The sequence below is a fragment of the Allobosea sp. P4_C6 genome, assembly GCF_056402015.1.
Genome location: NZ_JBFUIF010000003.1, coordinates 90,169 through 107,456, shown reverse-complemented (window position 1 = coordinate 107,456; position 17,288 = coordinate 90,169). Strand labels below are relative to the sequence as shown.

Annotated in this window: 14 protein-coding genes; 7 read left to right on the top strand and 7 right to left on the bottom strand. The window is 64.5% G+C overall.

Going from position 1 to position 17,288, the window contains the following annotated elements:
- Positions 1-43: 43 nt before the first annotated feature.
- Together AC1DVA_RS03390 and AC1DVA_RS03385 are read right to left on the bottom strand one after the other, a co-directional pair.
- A complete protein-coding gene (locus tag AC1DVA_RS03390; protein ID WP_476804965.1) occupies positions 44-1,696 on the bottom strand; it encodes a DUF3300 domain-containing protein in 1,653 nt (550 codons plus the stop codon).
- A gap of 44 nt (positions 1,697-1,740) precedes the next feature.
- On the bottom strand, positions 1,741-1,998 hold the full coding sequence (locus AC1DVA_RS03385) for a hypothetical protein (RefSeq protein WP_265053464.1): 258 nt from the start codon (positions 1,996-1,998) through the stop codon (positions 1,741-1,743).
- Between the two features lie 255 nt (positions 1,999-2,253).
- Here AC1DVA_RS03385 and AC1DVA_RS03380 point away from each other — a divergent pair, with 255 nt between their 5' ends.
- The 5 genes from AC1DVA_RS03380 (at position 2,254) to AC1DVA_RS03360 (ending at position 11,691) form a co-directional block, all read left to right on the top strand.
- On the top strand, positions 2,254-4,977 hold the full coding sequence (locus tag AC1DVA_RS03380; protein ID WP_476804964.1) for a decarboxylase: 2,724 nt from the start codon (positions 2,254-2,256) through the stop codon (positions 4,975-4,977).
- A gap of 78 nt (positions 4,978-5,055) precedes the next feature.
- Positions 5,056-6,747 carry an aspartate-alanine antiporter gene (gene aspT / locus AC1DVA_RS03375; RefSeq protein ID WP_476804963.1) on the top strand — a complete coding sequence of 564 codons (1,692 nt, stop codon included), beginning with the start codon at positions 5,056-5,058 and terminating at the stop codon, positions 6,745-6,747.
- Positions 6,748-6,791: 44 nt separating this feature from the next.
- Complete coding sequence (locus AC1DVA_RS03370; RefSeq protein ID WP_265053461.1) at positions 6,792-8,444, top strand: bifunctional aspartate transaminase/aspartate 4-decarboxylase; 1,653 nt, start codon at positions 6,792-6,794, stop codon at positions 8,442-8,444.
- A gap of 92 nt (positions 8,445-8,536) precedes the next feature.
- Positions 8,537-10,234, top strand: a complete 1,698-nt coding sequence (gene aspT / locus AC1DVA_RS03365; RefSeq protein ID WP_476804962.1) for an aspartate-alanine antiporter — start codon at positions 8,537-8,539, stop codon at positions 10,232-10,234.
- A gap of 383 nt (positions 10,235-10,617) precedes the next feature.
- Entirely contained in the window at positions 10,618-11,691 is a 1,074-nt protein-coding gene (locus AC1DVA_RS03360) for an AI-2E family transporter (protein ID WP_265053459.1), read from the top strand.
- A 132-nt stretch (positions 11,692-11,823) separates the two neighbouring features.
- Here the strand turns inward: AC1DVA_RS03360 and AC1DVA_RS03355 are convergent, their stop codons facing one another.
- Entirely contained in the window at positions 11,824-12,312 is a 489-nt protein-coding gene (locus AC1DVA_RS03355; RefSeq protein ID WP_265053458.1) for a class I SAM-dependent methyltransferase, read from the bottom strand.
- A gap of 176 nt (positions 12,313-12,488) precedes the next feature.
- Here AC1DVA_RS03355 and AC1DVA_RS03350 point away from each other — a divergent pair, with 176 nt between their 5' ends.
- Complete coding sequence (locus AC1DVA_RS03350) at positions 12,489-13,466, top strand: Bug family tripartite tricarboxylate transporter substrate binding protein (protein ID WP_265053457.1); 978 nt, start codon at positions 12,489-12,491, stop codon at positions 13,464-13,466.
- Positions 13,467-13,502: 36 nt separating this feature from the next.
- On the opposite strand, the gene AC1DVA_RS03345 is transcribed toward AC1DVA_RS03350, so the two are convergent.
- The gene (locus AC1DVA_RS03345) at positions 13,503-14,060 is read right to left on the bottom strand and encodes a regulatory protein RecX (RefSeq protein ID WP_476804961.1); all 558 of its coding nucleotides are present in this window, start codon (positions 14,058-14,060) and stop codon (positions 13,503-13,505) included.
- A 1-nt stretch (position 14,061) separates the two neighbouring features.
- Entirely contained in the window at positions 14,062-14,481 is a 420-nt protein-coding gene (gene arfB / locus AC1DVA_RS03340) for an alternative ribosome rescue aminoacyl-tRNA hydrolase ArfB (RefSeq protein ID WP_476804960.1), read from the bottom strand.
- A gap of 151 nt (positions 14,482-14,632) precedes the next feature.
- Here arfB and mazG point away from each other — a divergent pair, with 151 nt between their 5' ends.
- The gene (gene mazG / locus AC1DVA_RS03335; RefSeq protein WP_476804959.1) at positions 14,633-15,469 is read left to right on the top strand and encodes a nucleoside triphosphate pyrophosphohydrolase; all 837 of its coding nucleotides are present in this window, start codon (positions 14,633-14,635) and stop codon (positions 15,467-15,469) included.
- 144 nt (positions 15,470-15,613) lie between these two features.
- Here the strand turns inward: mazG and hflX are convergent, their stop codons facing one another.
- Both hflX and hfq read right to left on the bottom strand, forming a co-directional pair.
- Positions 15,614-16,996: a GTPase HflX gene (hflX, locus tag AC1DVA_RS03330; RefSeq protein ID WP_476804958.1), complete on the bottom strand. Its 1,383-nt coding sequence runs from the start codon at positions 16,994-16,996 to the stop codon at positions 15,614-15,616.
- 1 nt (position 16,997) lies between these two features.
- Positions 16,998-17,246, bottom strand: coding sequence for an RNA chaperone Hfq (gene hfq / locus AC1DVA_RS03325; protein ID WP_038365847.1), 249 nt, complete (start codon positions 17,244-17,246; stop codon positions 16,998-17,000).
- Positions 17,247-17,288 lie beyond the last annotated feature (42 nt).

Genomic DNA, 17,288 nt, shown 5'->3' with positions numbered 1-17,288 from the left:
ACTGCATCCTGTTGTATGCGCCTGGAGAAAGCCGCGGAGGGCTTCACTCCCCGCTCTTCCCGGCGGGAATCCGCGAACCCGAAGCTTTCCACTGGTCGAGGGTTTGGAACGGGATGCCGATCTGCCGGTAATCCACCCGCAGATAGCCATCGGCGGCGCGCCATACGGCTGACGGTGCCACGCGCTGAACTTCCTGCGCGATCACGCCGACATAGGTCATCCTGGAGCCGCCATACTCGAAACGATAGAAGCCGAGCCCACTGTCCGTGTGCCCGAGCAGCACCACATGGTTCTTGAGCTGGATGTCGGATCGGCGCCCACCGCCACCACCGCCGCCCCCTCGACCTCCGCCTCCGCCGCGCGACATCTGGGCACCGCCGCCGCGCATGGCGCCACCGCCGGCATGCATCGCACGGCCGCCTCCGCCCGGCGCGCGTGCCATGCTCGCATGCCCGCGCTGTGACTGGAGGTTCGCGGCCCGGCCCGGCTGCATGTCGCCGAACGCGCTATCGCGTGTCGGTCCGGGACGCCCTGCTCCCGCGTCTGGGCGCCTCGGTTGGGTCGAGGCACGTGGCGCCCCCGCGCCGCGCCCGCCCTCCCCGCTAGGCCGCGCGCGATCTCCACCGGGCCGATCCGGCCGGTTGCCGGCTCCGGCCCGATCGCCAGGCCCGCGATCCGGTCGATTGGCGGCATTCGCGCGGTCGGCGGGCCTTTGCTCGGGACGGGCACCCGCCCCCGCATTGCCTCGGTCGCCGCCCGGCCGAAGCACCTCGTCGCCGCTGCGTCCGCGGAAATCCATCCTGCCTTCGCTGCCGGCACGCAGGTTGTTGTTCGCGAATTTCTGCTGGACGGCGTTGTTGCGGTATTGGACGCCGTGGCGGTGCTGGGGGTTGTGCTCCCAATGCGTCACGCGATCGCGGTTGACATTGATGTTCCCGCCAACCCAGTTGACGTTTCCGCCCCAGTATCCGCCCGACGTCCACCGCCCGAGCGCATAGCCGGCACCGAACGCGATGCCCGTCGCGACAACCCCGGCCGCGACATAACCCGGTGCAGGGAAGTAATAGGGTGGATAGGCGGGAGAGGGCCAGGTGCCGTAAACCACACCCGGATCGTAATAAGGCACGTAGACCGTATCCGGCCCGGTCGGCTCGATCAGGATCGTCTGCTTGCCGCTGTCCTGCCGGACCGTGACGTTCTGCTGTGAACCGGAAGACAGTTTCTTGGCGTCGTAGGCTCGCGCCCTCATCCTCTGGACGCCGTCCATGACGTCGGGCTGCTGGGCCAGGACGGCATCGCCGAGTTTCTGGGTCCAGTCGAGATTCTTGCTCATCATCTCCAGGACCGAAGGAGTCGCGACGAGCGATTTCACGCTCGCGTCCCAGGTTTGCTTGTCGACGGCTGCCTTCAGCGGGTCGCCCTTCAGCTTCTTGTTGGTTGCGAACCATCGATCCGCCTGCACCACCTCCAGCGGATAGGTCGAAGCCATCAGCACCTGTGCGAGCAAGGCGTCGGGGTAGAGCGCGATCGGCGCGACGAGCGCATCGAGCTGGGCGCTGGAGAGAACCTCTTCGCCCTGCCCTACCTGGGGCGCCACGGGTGCCTGCGGTTGTGAAGGTGGCGCGGTCGCCTGCCCGTACGCCTGAGAGGCGAGCCCGCTGACGATGACGCTGGCGAACACAATTCGCAGATGCATGGTCCTACCTCGCACTGGCAGCGCGCCTCTTGCCGCAGTGATGCTTATCTGCTCGGCGGAGCAGTGCGACCTGCAGCTTGATCCGCGGCTTGCTGGCGGCGGAAGGCCTGAATGTTCTCCTGACCCTCGCGCATGTTTTCGTTCATGCGGCCGTCGTGCATCATGTCATGCCCCTCGAGCAGAACATCCATCGTGCATCCATTTATACGATTGCACGCAGCGGCCGGGCGCGGGCAGATGGACGAGAATACTGCGGCAGCGAATATCGCTGAGATCACGCCGATCAATGAAATCTTGTTCATCCGATTAGCTCCGCGACAACAAATCACAGTCGGGCGCAAAAGTTTCTGGCAGCTTTAAGCTCAAGGTCGGCTCAATCTGCGCCAACACTGGATTGCAATTTCAGCAACCAGAAACCGTCGCTCGATCAATCATTAGCACATCCGCAAGAGCGGCAACCTGTCCCTAGGGACAATACGCGATCAGCCCGGGATGTGCTGAGCTTGGCTGACCATCGGCCCCAATACAGTGCGACCTGCGAGAGGGAAGGAAACAGGATGGCTTCTTCCGTTCAGGAATCGCGCAGCATCGATCACTTTTTTTCCGCCCCGTCCGGTCGCACCGACCGTTGGCGCGACCTTCACGCGGTGGCGCGCTCCTGGTCGACGGGCAGCAAGAGCCGCAGCGCGGTCGAGGCCGCGCTCGACGAACTGGGTGTCATCGAGGAGTTTCACGCATTCCCGGGAGCCGACCTTATCTCGGTGCTGCGAGGCTTCCTCCAGAACGACGACGCCAGCGGCTTCCTCTCGCTCGCCAAGCGGATCTCGGTGGCGATCATCACAGGCAATTACAAGCACGACTCAAAGGAATGGCAGGCGGCCGACCTGTCGCTGGCGGAGCCCGCCGACATGCTCCCGTCCTCGTTGGGAGAGTCGCCGGTCTATAGGCCCTATTTCGAGATGCTGGCCGTGACGCCGGCGCCGATGGCGCGCTGGCCGCATATGGCCGCCGAATTCCGCCGCCTGCGGCGCGCCGAGGACGCCTTCGTTTACGAGACGGTCCTGGTCGGCAGCCTGGAGGATGCAGTCTGTGCGGCCGTGCTCAACCCGAACATCGCTGCTGTCGTCATCTATGAAGGCTTCGCGTTGAAGTCGCGGCACGACGCGCCGGTGCTGCGCAGCGTGCTCGCGGCGCAGCAGCCCTATCTCGACAAGGCGGACGAAGCCGATCTGGCGCTGCGGCTCGCGGCCGGCCTGAAAGCGATCAGGCCCGAGCTCGACATCTACCTGTTGTCGGACCGGCGCGTCGAGAAGCTCGCCGGCGATCCGCGGGCCGCCATAATCAGGCGCGTCATGTACCAGATCGAGGAGCCGCTCGAACTCCATCTCTCGGTGCAGGAGGGCATCGCGGCGCGCTACGAAACGCCGTTCTTCGACAATCTCAAGCGCTATGCGCAGCGGCCTGTCGGCACCTTCCACGCGCTCCCGATCGCACGCGGCAAATCGGTGTTCCGCTCGCCCTGGATCCGCGACATGGGGCAGTTCTACGGCATCAACCTCTTCCTGGCGGAGAGCAGCGCCACGACCGGCGGTCTCGACAGCCTTCTCGAGCCGACCGGCAACATCAAGCGGGCGCAGGAGATGGCTGCGCGGGCCTTCGGCGCCGACGAAGTCTTTTTCGTTACCAACGGGACGAGCACCTCCAACAAAATGGTGCTGCAGGCGCTGATCGGGCCCGGCGACATCGTCATCCTCGACCGCAACTGCCACAAGTCGCACCATTACGGTTTGGTGCTGTGCGGCGCGCAGCCCTTCTACGTCGAAGCCTTCCCCATGCCGGAGTTCTCGATGTACGGGGCGGTGCCGCTGCGGACCATCAAGAAGGCCCTGCTGGATCTCAAGGCCGAAGGACGCCTCGACCGTGTCAAGATGGTCGACCTGACCAACTGCACCTTCGACGGGCACATCTACAACACGCGGCGCGTGATGGAGGAGTGCCTCGCCATCAAGCCGGACCTGATCTTTCTTTGGGACGAGGCCTGGTTCGGCTTCGCGCATTGGTCGCCCTTCCTGCGGCCACGGACCGCGATGGGCGCCGCGGCCGACATCGAGGCCTGGATGCAGGATCCCGACGCGGCCGCGCAGCACAAGAAACAGCGGACAGCGCTCGGCGCTAACCCTTCAGCCGAGAAGCTCCTCGATACGCGCCTGGTGCCCGACCCGGACGCCATCAGGCTGCGGGTCTACCAGACCAATTCCACGCACAAATCGATGTCGGCGATCCGCCAGGGCTCGATGGTGCTGGTCAAGGATGTCGATTTCCACAAGGTCGAGGCGCAGTTTCACGAGGCCGTCTTCACCCATGCCTCGACCAGCCCGAACCAGCAGCTCATCGCCAGCCTCGACGTCGCGCGCCGGCAGATGGAGCTGGAGGGTTACGGGCTGGTGATGAACGCCATCGAGGTCGCGCTCGACATCAGGCGCGAGATCGCCGTCCATCCGGTCATCTCGAAATACTTCAGGGTCGTCGGTGCCGACGGAATGGTGCCGCAAGAGTACCGAACCAGCGGATTCATCGATTTCCTTGCGCCGGACACGCGCTGGGACGATCAGTTGCGCAGCATGCGGGAAGACGAGTTCTGCCTCGATCCGACCCGCATGACGCTGGTTTGCGGAACGGCGGGTTTCGACGGCACGTCGTTCAAGGGCCTGCTTGCCGCGCAATACAACATCCAGGTCAACAAGACCTCGCGCAATTCGGTGCTGCTGCAGTCGAACATCAACAACACCCGCAGCGACGTCGCGCTCCTGATCGGGGTCCTGCTCAAGATCAGCAACGAGATCGAGCTGCGCCTGCGCCAGGGCGGCGAGGATGAGCGCAAGGCCTTTGACGCTCGCGTGCACAGCCTGATGAACGAGGTGCCCGACCTTCCGAATTTCAGCCGGTTCCACGATGCGTTCCGCATGGACGCCGGAAAAGCGACCCCGGAAGGTGATATCCGCACCGCCTTCTTCGCTGCCTATAAGGAGGAGAAGTGCGAGTATCTGCGCATAGACAGCCCGGAATGCGACCGCCGCATCGACAAAGGCCCGGCACTGATCTCGGCCAACTTCGTCATCCCCTATCCGCCCGGTTTCCCCATCCTCGTGCCGGGCCAGGTCGTGACGCACGAGACGATCACCTTCATGCGAAAGCTCGATGTGAAGGAGATCCACGGCTACGAGAAAGCAAAAGGCCTCAAATTGCTGAAGCCGGACGTCCTCATGAGCAAGAAGAAATGAGAATGCGGGGCAAGCCCGAATTCTGAAGGGCTGGCCGGAAATTCGGCGGGCTTCGAATTCCAGAAACAGGGGATCGGAATGTTCGACTGGTTCGCTAGTACGCTTCGCAGCTACCCCGAGATCGCGCTCTTTCTTTCGCTGGYGATCGGCTATTATGTCGGCGGCTTCGCCTATAAGGGCTTCAGCCTCGGCGCGGTGACCTCGACGCTCATCGCCGCGGTCGTGATCGGGCAACTCGGCATCACGATCTCGCCTCATGTGAAGTCGACGTTCTTCCTGATGTTCCTGTTCGCGGTCGGCTACGGCGTCGGACCCCAGTTTGTACGAGGCATCGCCAAGGACGGCGCACCCCAAGCGATCTTTGCGGTCGTGGTCACGGTGTTCTGCCTCGCGATCCCAGTCATCATCGCAAAATTCGCCGGTTACCATCCGGGATATGCAGCCGGCCTCTATGCCGGCTCGCAGACGATCTCGGCCTCGATGGGCCTGGCGACCGACGCGATCAACCGCCTGGGGCTGTCTCCTGAACAGACCAAGGAATATCTCGACGCGATGCCGGTGGCCTATGCGGTGACCTATATCTTCGGCACCGTCGGCTCCGCCATGGTCCTGGCGATGTTGGGACCGAAACTCCTCGGCATCGATCTCGTCCAAGCCTGCAAGGATTACGAGGCAAGGCTTGGCGGCGGCAAGGAACTCGGCGGCCCTGGTTCCGTGTGGCGGCGCTTCGAGTTGCGCGCCTTTAGGGTACGAAGCGGCGCCAAGGTCATCGGCATGCGCGCGGCGGACGCCGAAGCGCTCGTGCCGGATGCACGCGTCTTCGTCGAGCGCCTGCGGCGCAATGGCATCATCGAGGACGCCACAACCRACACGATCCTGCAGGAGGGCGACATCATCGCCATCGCAGGGCCGCGGGATGTGCTCGTCAACCTGATCGGCCAGAACGCCGATGAGGTCGAGGACCCGGAACTTCTCGATGTGCAAGCCGAAGGCGTCGATGTCTACGTCACCAGCAAGGACGCCGACGGCAAGACGCTCGCCGAACTCTCCCAGATGCCTGCGGCACGCGGCGTTTTCCTTCGAAAGATCGTTCGCGGTGCCACCGCCGTCAGCATCCCCGTCCTGCGTGACACGGTGATCCATCGCGGCGACATTCTCACCGTCGTCGGCCGGACACAGGACATCGCCGCGGTCGCAAAGGTCGTCGGCCATGCCGACCGCCCGAGCGACGTCGCCGATGTCGCCTTCATCGGTGCTGCCATCACGCTTGGTGCGTTGATCGGCGCGATCGTCTTTAAGGTCGGGGGCGTCCCGCTGACGCTCTCCACGGCAGGCGGCGCACTGATTTCGGGCCTGGTCTTCGGTTGGCTGCGTTCGGTACGTCCCGTCTTCGGCCGCATTCCGAGCTCGACCGTGTGGTTCATGAATTCCGTCGGCCTCAACATCTTCATCGCCGTGGTCGGAATCTCGGCAGGCCCGGGCTTCGTCAAGGGATTGCAGACCCAAGGCGTCGGACTGTTCCTCTGGGGCGCCCTGGCGACGACGGTTCCGCTGATCCTGGCGATGTTCGCCGGCAAGTACATTTTCCGCTTCGATCCGGCCATCCTGCTCGGGGCGTGCGCAGGCGCACGTACCACGACGGCGGCGCTAGGCATGGTCTGCGAAACCGCAGGCAGCCAGGTTCCGGCGCTCGGCTACACCGTGACCTATGCCGTCGGAAACACGCTTCTGACCATCTGGGGCATGGTGATCATCATGCTGCTGACCTAGCGGAGCGGCTCCGCCCCGATTTCCAGCCTTACCGGGAGAACGTCATGGATCCTGTCACTCTGCGGACCTTCGAGAAGCTCAGCCCCTTCGAGATCAAGGACGAGCTGATCCGTCTCGCCAAGCTGACCTCGCAAGAATCCTCGATCGCGCTTCTCAATGCCGGCCGTGGCAACCCGAACTGGGTGGCGATGACGCCGAGGGAGGGCTTCTTCCTGCTCGGGCAATTCGCGATCACGGAGAGCCGGCGGGTGATGAACAAGCCGGCCGGGATCGGCGGCATGCCCAAGGCAGACGGGATCGCGAAACGCCTCGAGGACTGGCTGGGGGAGCACAAGGACGCGCCCGGCGCCACCTTCCTGCGGGACATGGTCGCGTTCGCGGTCAAGAAGTTCGACTTCAAGCCCGACGCCTTCGTCCATGAACTCGTCGACTCGATCATCGGCGACAACTACCCGGTGCCAGATCGCATGCTCGTCCACAACGAGCGGATCGTGCACGAATACCTGATGTGGGCGATGTGCGGCGATCCGCGTCCCTCCGGTCAGTTCGACCTCTACGCCGTGGAGGGTGGCACGGCGGCGATGTGCTACATCTTCAAGTCGCTGAAGGCCAACAGGCTGCTGAATGCCGGCGATACCATCGCCCTGGCGACGCCGATCTTCACGCCCTACCTCGAAATGCCGCATCTCGAGGATTACGGGCTCAACATCGTCACGGTGGCAGCCCCGCAGGAGAACCGCTTCCAGTTCACCGACGAGGAGCTGAAGAAGCTCGAGGACCCCAAGGTCAAGGCGTTCTTCGTCGTCAATCCGGGCAACCCCTATGCGGTCGCCCTGAGCGAGGAGACGATCGCCAAGATCGTCAAGCTGGTCGAGACGAAGCGCCCCGATCTCCTGCTGCTGACCGACGACGTCTACGGAACCTTCGTGAAGGGCTTCCGCGGCCTGCTCGGCGCCCTGCCCCGCAACACGATCGGCGTCTACTCCTATTCGAAGTACTTCGGCTGTACCGGCTGGCGGCTCGGCGTCATCGCCATCCACCGCGAGAACATCTTCGACAAGGCCATCGCCGCCCACCCGGAGAAGATATCGGCGGCGCTCGATTCCCGTTACGGGCCGCTGACGCTCAAGCCCCGCGAGATGAAGCTGATCGACCGTATCGTCGCCGATAGCCGCGACATCGCACTCAATCACACTGCCGGTCTCTCCTTGCCGCAGCAGGTGATGATGTCGATGTTCTCGCTGTCCGAGTTGATGGACGAGGACAAGCTTTACCAGAAGACATGCATGGGGATCGTCAGGGCGAGAGCCGAGCGGATGATCGAGGGGCTGGGCATCGAGGTGCCCGAGAACCTGCTGCATGATCGCTATTACGGCCTGATCGACTTCGAATTCTGGGCCAACAAATATGTCGGTCCCGAGGTCGTGGCCTATATGAAGGAACACGTTCACCCGCTCGACATCGTGTTCCGGCTCGCCGAGGACCACGGCATCGTGCTGCTCAACGGCGGCGGCTTCCACGCGCCCGACTGGTCGGTCCGCGTCTCCTTCGCCAATCTCGACGACGAGGTCTACAGCCAGATCGGACGTGCCACGCGCGCGGTCGCCCGCGGCTACCGGCAAGCGTTCGACGCTTACAATCTCGCCCTCAACAAGACGAAATCGCCCGGCGGCGCGGCGCCTGCCAAAGCGAAGTAAGCTGAAGCTGCGCTGCACGCAGCAGCATCCCCGGGCAGTCGATCGGTCGTCGCGCCGGTCGATTGCCAGGCCTTTTTGCGGAGAGGACCGGCATGAGTTTCGTGGTGGAAGCCCTACGGAACAACCCCGAGCTCGCCATCTTCCTGACGGTCGCGCTCGGCTTTCTGATCGGCCGGCTGAAATTCGGGAGCTTCAGCCTCGGCGTCGTCGTCGGCTGCCTGCTTGCGGGAGTGCTCGTCGGGCAGCTCGACATCAAGATCCCGGCGACGGTCAAATCGGTCTTCTTCGACCTCTTCCTTTTCACGACCGGCTACAAGGTCGGCCCTCAATTCTTCCGGGCCCTGAAGAAAGATGCGTTTCCGCAGATGGCGCTTACGGTCGTCCTGTGCGTGTCGTGCCTTTTGATCGCGCTGACCTTTGCGAAGCTGCTTGGTTACGACATGGGCACGGCGGCGGGCCTCCTGGCCGGCGCTTTCTCTGAATCGACGGTCATCGGAACAGCCGGAGAAGCGATCCAGCGGCTCGACCTTCCCGAGGCCGAGCGCCGGGCGCTCGTGAACAATATCCCGGTTGCCTACGCCGTCACCTATCTGGTCGGGACGACCGCGCTCGTCTGGTTCCTCCCCAAGATTGGCCCCAAGCTGATGGGAATTGATCTGCGCGAGGCCGCGCGCGTAGCCACGGCAGCATTGCATTCGGACAAGTCGGGATCGGCCGGCGAGGTCGATGGCATCACATCGGCCGCTCGCCTGTTCGATGTGCGCGCCTATCGCGTCGAGAATGCGCAGCTGCTTGGCAAGACGATTGCAGAGCTGGAAGCCCTGCCGAAGAAGTCTCGCATCTTCGTTCTGCGTGGCCGCAGCGGCGATACCCTGTTCGATCATGCCTCTGAGCATCGCGTCCGGGCTGGCGACATCATCGCTGTCATGGCGCGCTTCGAAGTCCACGCGGCGCGCGGCGATGTCATCGGCCCGGAGGTGAGCGACCCCGATCTGCTGGACATTCCGATCGAGGCGCTCGACGTGATCGTGACAAGCCGCAAGCTCGACGACACATCGCTGGCCGAGCTGGCCGAGGGTGAGTTCGCGCGCGGGGTGTTTCTCGCCAAACTCACACGTTCGGGCATCGCCATGCCGGTGATCCCGACGACGCGTCTCAATCGCGGCGACGTCCTGTCCCTTGTGGGGCCGCTGACGGAGGTCGAACGCGCTGCGGCGGTGATCGGCTATTCCGACAGACGGACGCCCGCGACCGACATGGTCTTCGTGGGGTTCGGAATCTTCCTGGGGGGCCTGTTCGGCCTGCTGTCGGTTGCCGTCTGGGGCGTGCCGCTCACACTGACCGCCAGCGGTGGCGCCTTGTTCATGGGCTTGCTCTTCGGCTGGCTGCGCTCCGCCTATCCGTTTTTCGGCCGCATTCCGGAGCCGGCGATCTGGATTTTCGATACGGTCGGGCTTTGCATGTTCATCGGCATCGTCGGACTGGGCGCCGGGCCGAGTTTCGTCGCCGGCCTGAAAGCGACCGGCGTCAGCCTCGTTGCAGTCGGGCTGGTCTCGTCCCTGCTTCCGCACACCATCGGGATCCTGTTCGGGCGTTACGTCCTGAGGATGGATCCGCTCATTGTGCTGGGCGCCTGCGCTGGCGCCGGTACGATCACCGCCGCGCTCAGGGCGATCCAGGACGAGGCCCAAAGCAGCATACCGGCTCTCGGCTATACGGTTCCCTATGCCATCGGCAACATCCTGCTAACGGCTTGGGGGCCCGTCCTGATTGCGCTGATGACAATCTGATCGAGCCTTATCGAGCCTTCATGGGCGTGTCCGTCAACGGTCGATCCCGACGCCCTTACCCGCTCTATGCCGCCGACTCGTAGTGCCTATCCCTGAAAAATGGTTGATGGAGGTAACTATGTGGCGTCGTGCTCCGGCCGAGGCCGGTCGCGCGTGCCGCGGTGACACCGGGTGTCGGGGGCACCAGGCGTGGGCGTGCGGGCTGGAACGCCGATGAATCGAGGGACCCGGTCAATCGGGCGGGCAGGCGCTGAAAGCCTCTGTTCCGCTCTGTCCGGCGGAACTGCGCCGACGCCCCTGGAATTGCCGGCCCTACCGCGGTTGGGCTGGTGACTGCCCCGGGCGCGCGAGCTTGCGCGACAGTTTGAGTCAGGATCGGAACGATGGATAGGAAGGCGCCAAAGCGCCACGACTCGATCGAGCATTCGACCTTGATCGACAGCGCGATTCGCATCGGGCTCATCGGTCTGCTCGTCTATGCCTGCGCCCGGATTGTCCTGCCCTTCGCGTTCCTTTTGATCTGGTCGGCCATCCTGGCGGTGATTTTGTATCCGCTTCATTTGCGTCTGGCGCCGCGGCTTGGCCAGCGGGGATCGGCGCTGCTGATCGGCCTAATCGGCGTCGCGCTGATGCTCGGACCGATGGTGATGCTGGTGACGTCGCTGGCGACGTCGCTCTATTCGGGTATCTCGACTTTGCAGAGTCAGGGTCTGACGGTGCCGCAGCCGCCGCTATGGCTCGATGGCACTCCGCTTGTCGGCAAGAAGCTGACGGAGATCTGGTCTCTCGTCGCTTCCAACCTGCCGGCAGCGCTGACAAAATACGGTCATCTGGTGAGCGGCCCCTTGGCTTGGCTCGCCTCCTCCGCCGGCGACCTCGCCATCGGCGAATTGTCGTTCGTCGCTTCATTCGCGATCGCCGCGGTGCTCGTTGTCCATGGTCCAGCTGCGGGCCAGTTTGCTCGCCGCACGCTCGAACGCATCACGGGCAGCGAGGAACGCGCCGTGCGCCTGGTTACCTTGACCGCGGCCACGATCCGCGGCGTGGGGCTCGGCGTGGTCGGCGTGGCGCTCATCCAGTCACTGCTGTTGGGCTGCGGCTTCTTCGCCATCGGACTCCCGGCGGCCGGTCCCTTGATGCTCGTGGCGCTGCTGCTGGGTATCATGCAGGTGCCGTTGATTCTGCTGACCCTGCCCGTCGTCGGCTACGTCTTTTATTCCGAGGCAACGCAGCCCGCGATCATCTTTCTGATCTGGAATATCGTTGTCGGCCTCAGCGACAATGTTCTCCGTCCGTTGTTCCTCGGAAGGGGTCTCGAAGTCCCCATGCCAATCATTCTTATTGGTGTTCTTGGTGGCGTGATTGTCGATGGGCTTCTAGGTTTGTTCGTAGGGCCGGTCCTGCTCGGAGTCAGCTATACGTTTTTGATCGAATGGCTGCAGAACAACTCCGTTTGAATTGCTGTTCGTTCTGACTTCATCGCGGTCAACGGGCCAAAGGCAGGAACAGAGATTGTCCTCAGCTGCATATTCTGCGGCTATAAATTCAATCGGCATGGCGCGGGATCGTTGCACTCTCTCTGGGGACGGCTAGCGACGCCGGTACGCGAAGTAGCGGCCGTCCGGCACATCGTCAGGAAGTGGCACCGCCTCGAAGGCCGGGTGGTCGAGCTGCCAGCCTGTGACGACCAGGCCGCCCGGCTTGGCCAGCGCTGCGACGTGATCCGGCAGCCACGCGAAGGCCAGGTGGTCCCGGTCAGGCACGCCGGTCGTGACGTCGACATGGATCAGGGCGGCTGCCCCTGCGTGCCGGGCGGCGAAGGCCGGCAGCGTCTCCTCCATCTCCCCGACGACGAGAAGATGGCGGGGCGGCATCGATCGGGGGTTGGGGCTGGGATTGCGCTCGAACACATGGATCTCGCGGCCGGGCAGCCGCTCGCGCAGATGATCGTAGGTGCGGCCGTTGCCGAGCCCCAATTCCAGGACCAGCCCTTCCTGCCCTTCGATGCGATCCGCTGCCCAGTCCAGCATGCTGCGCTGAGCCTGAAGGCGACGGATGAAGCTGTCGAGCCGGCTCATGATCATGCACCCAATGTCGTCAGTCACTATGAGCGGCCGGGGCCGCGATGCCAACGACGATCCCATCAGCGCGCGCTTGCCAAATCGAACGATGCGATGGCCTAATCGACCGAGAAGTGCGCTTCATCAGATGCGTATCGAAGGCCGGCAAGAGCCTTTTCCAGGGAGAGAAGTTGATGATTTCGAAGCGATATCTCATCGCTGCGGCTGTCGCCGCGTCCGTTGTCGCACTGCAGACTCCTGCTTCGGCCGAAACCTGGCCGGCGCGGCCGATCACCTTCATCGTGCCTTTCCCGGCGGGTGGCGGCACCGATACCTTCGCGAGACCGCTCGCCGCGCAGCTCGATCAGCAACTGGGCCAGCGCATCGTGATCGAGAATCGCGGTGGAGCGGGCGGCACGGTCGGTGCGTCGGCTGCGTCCAAGGCCAAGCCCGATGGCTACACCTTCTTCGTCGGGGCCGCGCACCATGCCATCGCGCCGGCGCTCTATCCCAAGCTCGACTACAACATCCAGACCGATTTCATCCCGATCGCCGTCATCGCCCTGCCGCCGCAGGTCATCGTCGTCCATCCCGGCAAGGTCCAGGCAAAGACCGTGGCCGAGCTCGTCGACTACGCCAAGAAGAACCCGGAGAAGCTCAACTATGCCTCGGCCGGCAACGGCACGACGCATCATCTCGCCGGCGAACTCTTCCAGATATCGACCGGGACGAAGCTGACCCATGTCCCCTATCGCGGTGCCGGCCCGGCCCTGCAGGACACCGTCGCGGGGCAGGTCGACATCCTCTTCGACGGTCTCGGCTCGTCGGCCGCGCAGATCCAGAGCGGCGCCTTGCGCGCGCTTGCGGTCGCAGCGCCCACCCGTTCCGAGGCCGTGCCCGATGTGCCGACGGCCAAGGAGGCCGGCCTCGACGGTTACGAGGTCTCGACCTGGTATGCGCTCTGGGCACCGAAAGGCACGCCGGCTGAGATCGTGACCCGCATGCGGACGGAGGTCGAGAAGGCCTTGAAGACGCCGACCATCGACGCAGTCTGGAAGAAAAGCGGCTCGCCGATTCCGACCCTGAGCGGCGAGGCTTTCGGGCGCTTCGTATCGGCGGAGGTCGACCGCTGGGGCAAGGTCGTCAAGGAGGCGCAGGTCAAGCTGGAGTGAGGTGAGCCCGAGCTGCGGCTTGCGACGAGCCGCCTCCTAGGCCTCGCCTTCCACATCGCCGTCGATGACGGCGCGCGCCGTGGCATAGCCGAAGCCGAGGCGCGTCAGCGTGGCCAGGTCCTTCTGCCGGAACGCTGCGCGGTCGCTCCTGCGCCAGGGGCCGAGCCGGCGGCGTGTCGCGGCGATGCGCGCGGCCGCGATCTCGTCGTCCGCATTCGTGGCTGCGAGTTCACCCACCAACTCGCGGCCAACTCCTTTCGCGGTCAACCGGGCCGCGACCGCACGGCTCGACTGGCCCTTGCGTCGCAAGGTGGCTGCCCTCGCCTCGGCGAAGCGGCGATCATCGATCAAACCCGTCGAAACGCAGCGCGCGATCACCGTATCGAGCGCTTCCGCATGAGCCGCCGGGTCCTCGCCATGGTGGCGGCAGCTCATGGCGATCTTGCGTGCCAGCACCCGGCGCAGCTGCGCCGCGGGCGCGGCATAGCGCTCGAGATAATGCATTGCCGCCCGCTGCAGATAATCGGCGGTGATGCGCCGTGGGATGCGGGCAGGGCGAGCGCCCTGCCCTGGCCTGTCGGCGATTTCAGGCATGCTAGTCGGACATCGGCTTCGATCGGCCGGCCTTGACGCCGGAGCGGCGCTCCTTGGAGGCGAGCCTGCGCTCCTTCGAGGCCTTGGTGGGCTTCGTCGCGCGCCGAACGGTCGGGCGAACCGCGGCGGCGCGGATCAGCTCCAGCAGGCGCTCGACGGMCTCCTCGCGATTGCGCTTCTGGCTGCGCTGCGCCYGGGCGACGATGATGATGACCCCGTCCTGCGTCAGCCGGCTGCCGGCGAGCTTCATCAAGCGGATCGCGACATCGTTGGGCAAATTGGGCGACTGGCGCACGTCGAAGCGGATCTGCACGGCGCTCGAGACCTTGTTGACGTGCTGGCCGCCGGGCCCCGAGGCGCGCACGAAGCTTTCCTCGATCTCGCTCTCGTCGATCGCAATGGACGGGGTGACTTGAATCATGGGAGGACGCTAGATCACGGCGCACTCGGATGGAAACATCCGAATGCGAAAAAACGTGATCGATTCTCAAAGTCGAGAGCATAGCTGCAGCGAAAGGCAGGGTTCCGCTTTTCGCTCGACGCTCTCCTTCAATTCACGGAGACATGCAGCGTTGAAGCCCTCTCGCGACATTGCCCGGCTCATCGAGATCATGGCGGCGCTGCGCACGCCCGGGACCGGCTGCCCCTGGGACCTGGAGCAGGATTTCGGCTCGATCGCGCCCTATACCATCGAGGAAGCCTATGAGGTCGCCGATGCGATCCAGCGTGGCGACAAGCTCGATCTCAAGGACGAGCTCGGAGATTTGCTGCTTCAGGTCGTCTTCCATGCGCGCATGGCCGAGGAGGAAGGTTCCTTCGCCTTTCCGGATGTGGTGGAGGCGATCACCAGCAAGCTTATCCGCCGGCACCCGCATGTCTTCGGCGATGCGCTTGACCTCTCGCCGGCTGAGGTGAAGCTGCTCTGGCACCGGATCAAGGCCGGGGAGAAGGCGGCCAAGGCGGCGGCACGCGAAGCCGCCGGCCTGTCACCGCAAGAGGAGGACAAGAGCATCCTCGCCGGGGTGCCGCACACCCTGCCCGCCCTCTCCCGTGCCTGGAAGCTGCAGGCCCGCGCCTCGACGGTCGGCTTCGACTGGAACGACGCGCGGCTCGTGCTCGACAAGATCCGCGAGGAAACGCTGGAGATCGACGAGGCGCTCGCCGGCGGCGACAAGGCGGCGATCCAGGAGGAGATCGGCGATCTGCTCTTCGTCATCGCCAACCTCGCGCGCCATGTCGATGCCGACCCGGAGGGCTGCCTCAACGCTGCCAACGCCAAGTTCGAGCGTCGCTTCAAGGGTATCGAGGAGGCGCTCGACGCGCAGGGGCGAAACGCAAAGGACGCGACGCTCGAAGAGCTGGAAGCGCTCTGGCAGAGCGTAAAGAGGGCTGAGAAAGCGGGCGGCTGACGGGAGCGCCAAGGCCGTCATTCTCGGGCGGAGCGAGGTGCAGACTCGAGAATCTTTGGACGAGAGAGCGCCTGACCGGGGCCTCGTCCGGCGAGAGATGCTCGGGTCAAGCCCGAGCATGACGGCCCTCTGGGCCTCGCGTTATCAGCGCCGCTCGGCTTGCGGAAACCGGGCGGTGAACGCCCCTTCCCGCTCCGGCGGCAGCCGGACGACGAGCTTCAGCTCGCCATCCTCCGCATCATCGCGCTCGAGGATTTCACCATTGGCGTGAAGCCAGGCGAGCGACTTGCCGTCGCCGGGAGCGAGATTGAGCCCGTAGATCGGCCGGCTATGGGCGATGCGGGTTTCGATGGCCTGCGTCAGGCGCTCGATCCCCTCGCCGGTCAGCGCCGAGACCAGGACCGGCCGTACCTCCGACGCCCGGAGCGAAGCGATGCCGAGCTGGCGTTCGCGTTCTGCCGGGTCGAGCAGATCGGCCTTGTTCCAGACCTCGATGACGCGCTGGCCGTCATCCGGGTTGATGCCGAGATCGCGCAGGATCGCCTGGACGTCGGCGGCCTGCGCCTGCGTGTCGTCATGGGCGACGTCGCGGACATGCAGCAACACGTCGGCCTCGATCGCATCCTCCAGCGTGGCGCGGAAGGCAGCGACGAGCTGCGTGGGCAGGTCGGAGATGAAGCCGACGGTATCGGACAGCATGATCCGCGCGCCATGCGGCAGCTTGATCGCGCGCGCCGTCGGGTCGAGCGTGGCGAAGAGCATGTCCTGCGCCAGCACCTCGGCCGAGGTCAGCCGGTTGAAGAGCGTGGATTTTCCGGCATTGGTGTAACCGACGAGCGCAACGATCGGATAAGGCACGCGTTTCCTGCTGGCGCGATGGAGCGAGCGGGTGCGCTTCACGCTCTCCAGATCGCGCTCGATCTTGGTCATGCGTTCCTGGATGATGCGCCGGTCCGCCTCGATCTGGGTCTCGCCGGGGCCGCCGAGGAAGCCGAAGCCGCCGCGCTGGCGCTCGAGGTGGGTCCAGGACCGCACGAGCCGGCTCTTCTGATAGTTCAGATGGGCGAGCTCGACCTGAAGCGCACCTTCCTTGGTTCGGGCGCGCCGCCCGAAGATCTCGAGGATGAGGCCGGTACGGTCGATAACCTTGCAGCCGAAGACCTTTTCAAGATTGCGCTGCTGGACCGGCGACAAGGCGCAGTCCATCACGACGAGGCCGATTTCCTCGATCTTGATGCGCTCGGCCAGCTCCTCGACCTTGCCCTTGCCGATATAGGTCGCCGGCCTCAGTGCGGTGAGCAGCACCTGCACGGGCTCGACGACGGTCAGGTCGATCGCAGCCGCCAGCCCTACCGCCTCGTCCAGCCGTGCCGCGAAGGAGCGCTGGTTGGCGTCGGTGGCGACGCCTCGCTTCTGCAAATAGGGCCCCACGACATAGGCGCGCGTATTCGCCGCGATGTCGCGTTCGATCTCGTCGAGCGGCTTCGGGGCCGCCCGCTCCTTGTCGTGGTCGTGGCTTGCAGCCAAATCAGTTCTTGTCCGTTTCCTCGGGCTCGAACAACTGCACCGGATGGCCGGGCATGATCGTCGAGATCGCATGCTTGTAGACGAGCTGCGAATGACCGTCACGCCGCAGAAGCACGCAGAAATTATCGAACCAGGTGACGACGCCCTGCAGCTTCACGCCGTTGACGAGGAAAATCGTCAGCGGAATCTTCTGCTTGCGTACGTGATTGAGGAAGGTGTCCTGAAGGTTCTGTGCCCGCTCTGCGGCCATGGGTAGTCCCTGTTGTTGGGATCGTCGATCGGTTTACGCCCG

What these genes read in the sequence shown, in the direction of transcription:
- AC1DVA_RS03380 (WP_476804964.1), top strand. Translation starts at nt 2,254, where the DNA reads ATGGCTTCTTCCGTTCAGGAATCGCGCAGCATCGATCACTTTTTTTCC.
- AC1DVA_RS03360 (WP_265053459.1), top strand. Translation starts at nt 10,618, where the DNA reads ATGGATAGGAAGGCGCCAAAGCGCCACGACTCGATCGAGCATTCGACC.
- AC1DVA_RS03390 (WP_476804965.1), bottom strand. Translation starts at nt 1,696, where the DNA reads ATGCATCTGCGAATTGTGTTCGCCAGCGTCATCGTCAGCGGGCTCGCC.
- AC1DVA_RS03350 (WP_265053457.1), top strand. Translation starts at nt 12,489, where the DNA reads ATGATTTCGAAGCGATATCTCATCGCTGCGGCTGTCGCCGCGTCCGTT.
- AC1DVA_RS03355 (WP_265053458.1), bottom strand. Translation starts at nt 12,312, where the DNA reads ATGAGCCGGCTCGACAGCTTCATCCGTCGCCTTCAGGCTCAGCGCAGC.
- hfq (WP_038365847.1), bottom strand. Translation starts at nt 17,246, where the DNA reads ATGGCCGCAGAGCGGGCACAGAACCTTCAGGACACCTTCCTCAATCAC.
- AC1DVA_RS03370 (WP_265053461.1), top strand. Translation starts at nt 6,792, where the DNA reads ATGGATCCTGTCACTCTGCGGACCTTCGAGAAGCTCAGCCCCTTCGAG.
- aspT (WP_476804962.1), top strand. Translation starts at nt 8,537, where the DNA reads ATGAGTTTCGTGGTGGAAGCCCTACGGAACAACCCCGAGCTCGCCATC.
- AC1DVA_RS03345 (WP_476804961.1), bottom strand. Translation starts at nt 14,060, where the DNA reads ATGCCTGAAATCGCCGACAGGCCAGGGCAGGGCGCTCGCCCTGCCCGC.
- AC1DVA_RS03385 (WP_265053464.1), bottom strand. Translation starts at nt 1,998, where the DNA reads ATGAACAAGATTTCATTGATCGGCGTGATCTCAGCGATATTCGCTGCC.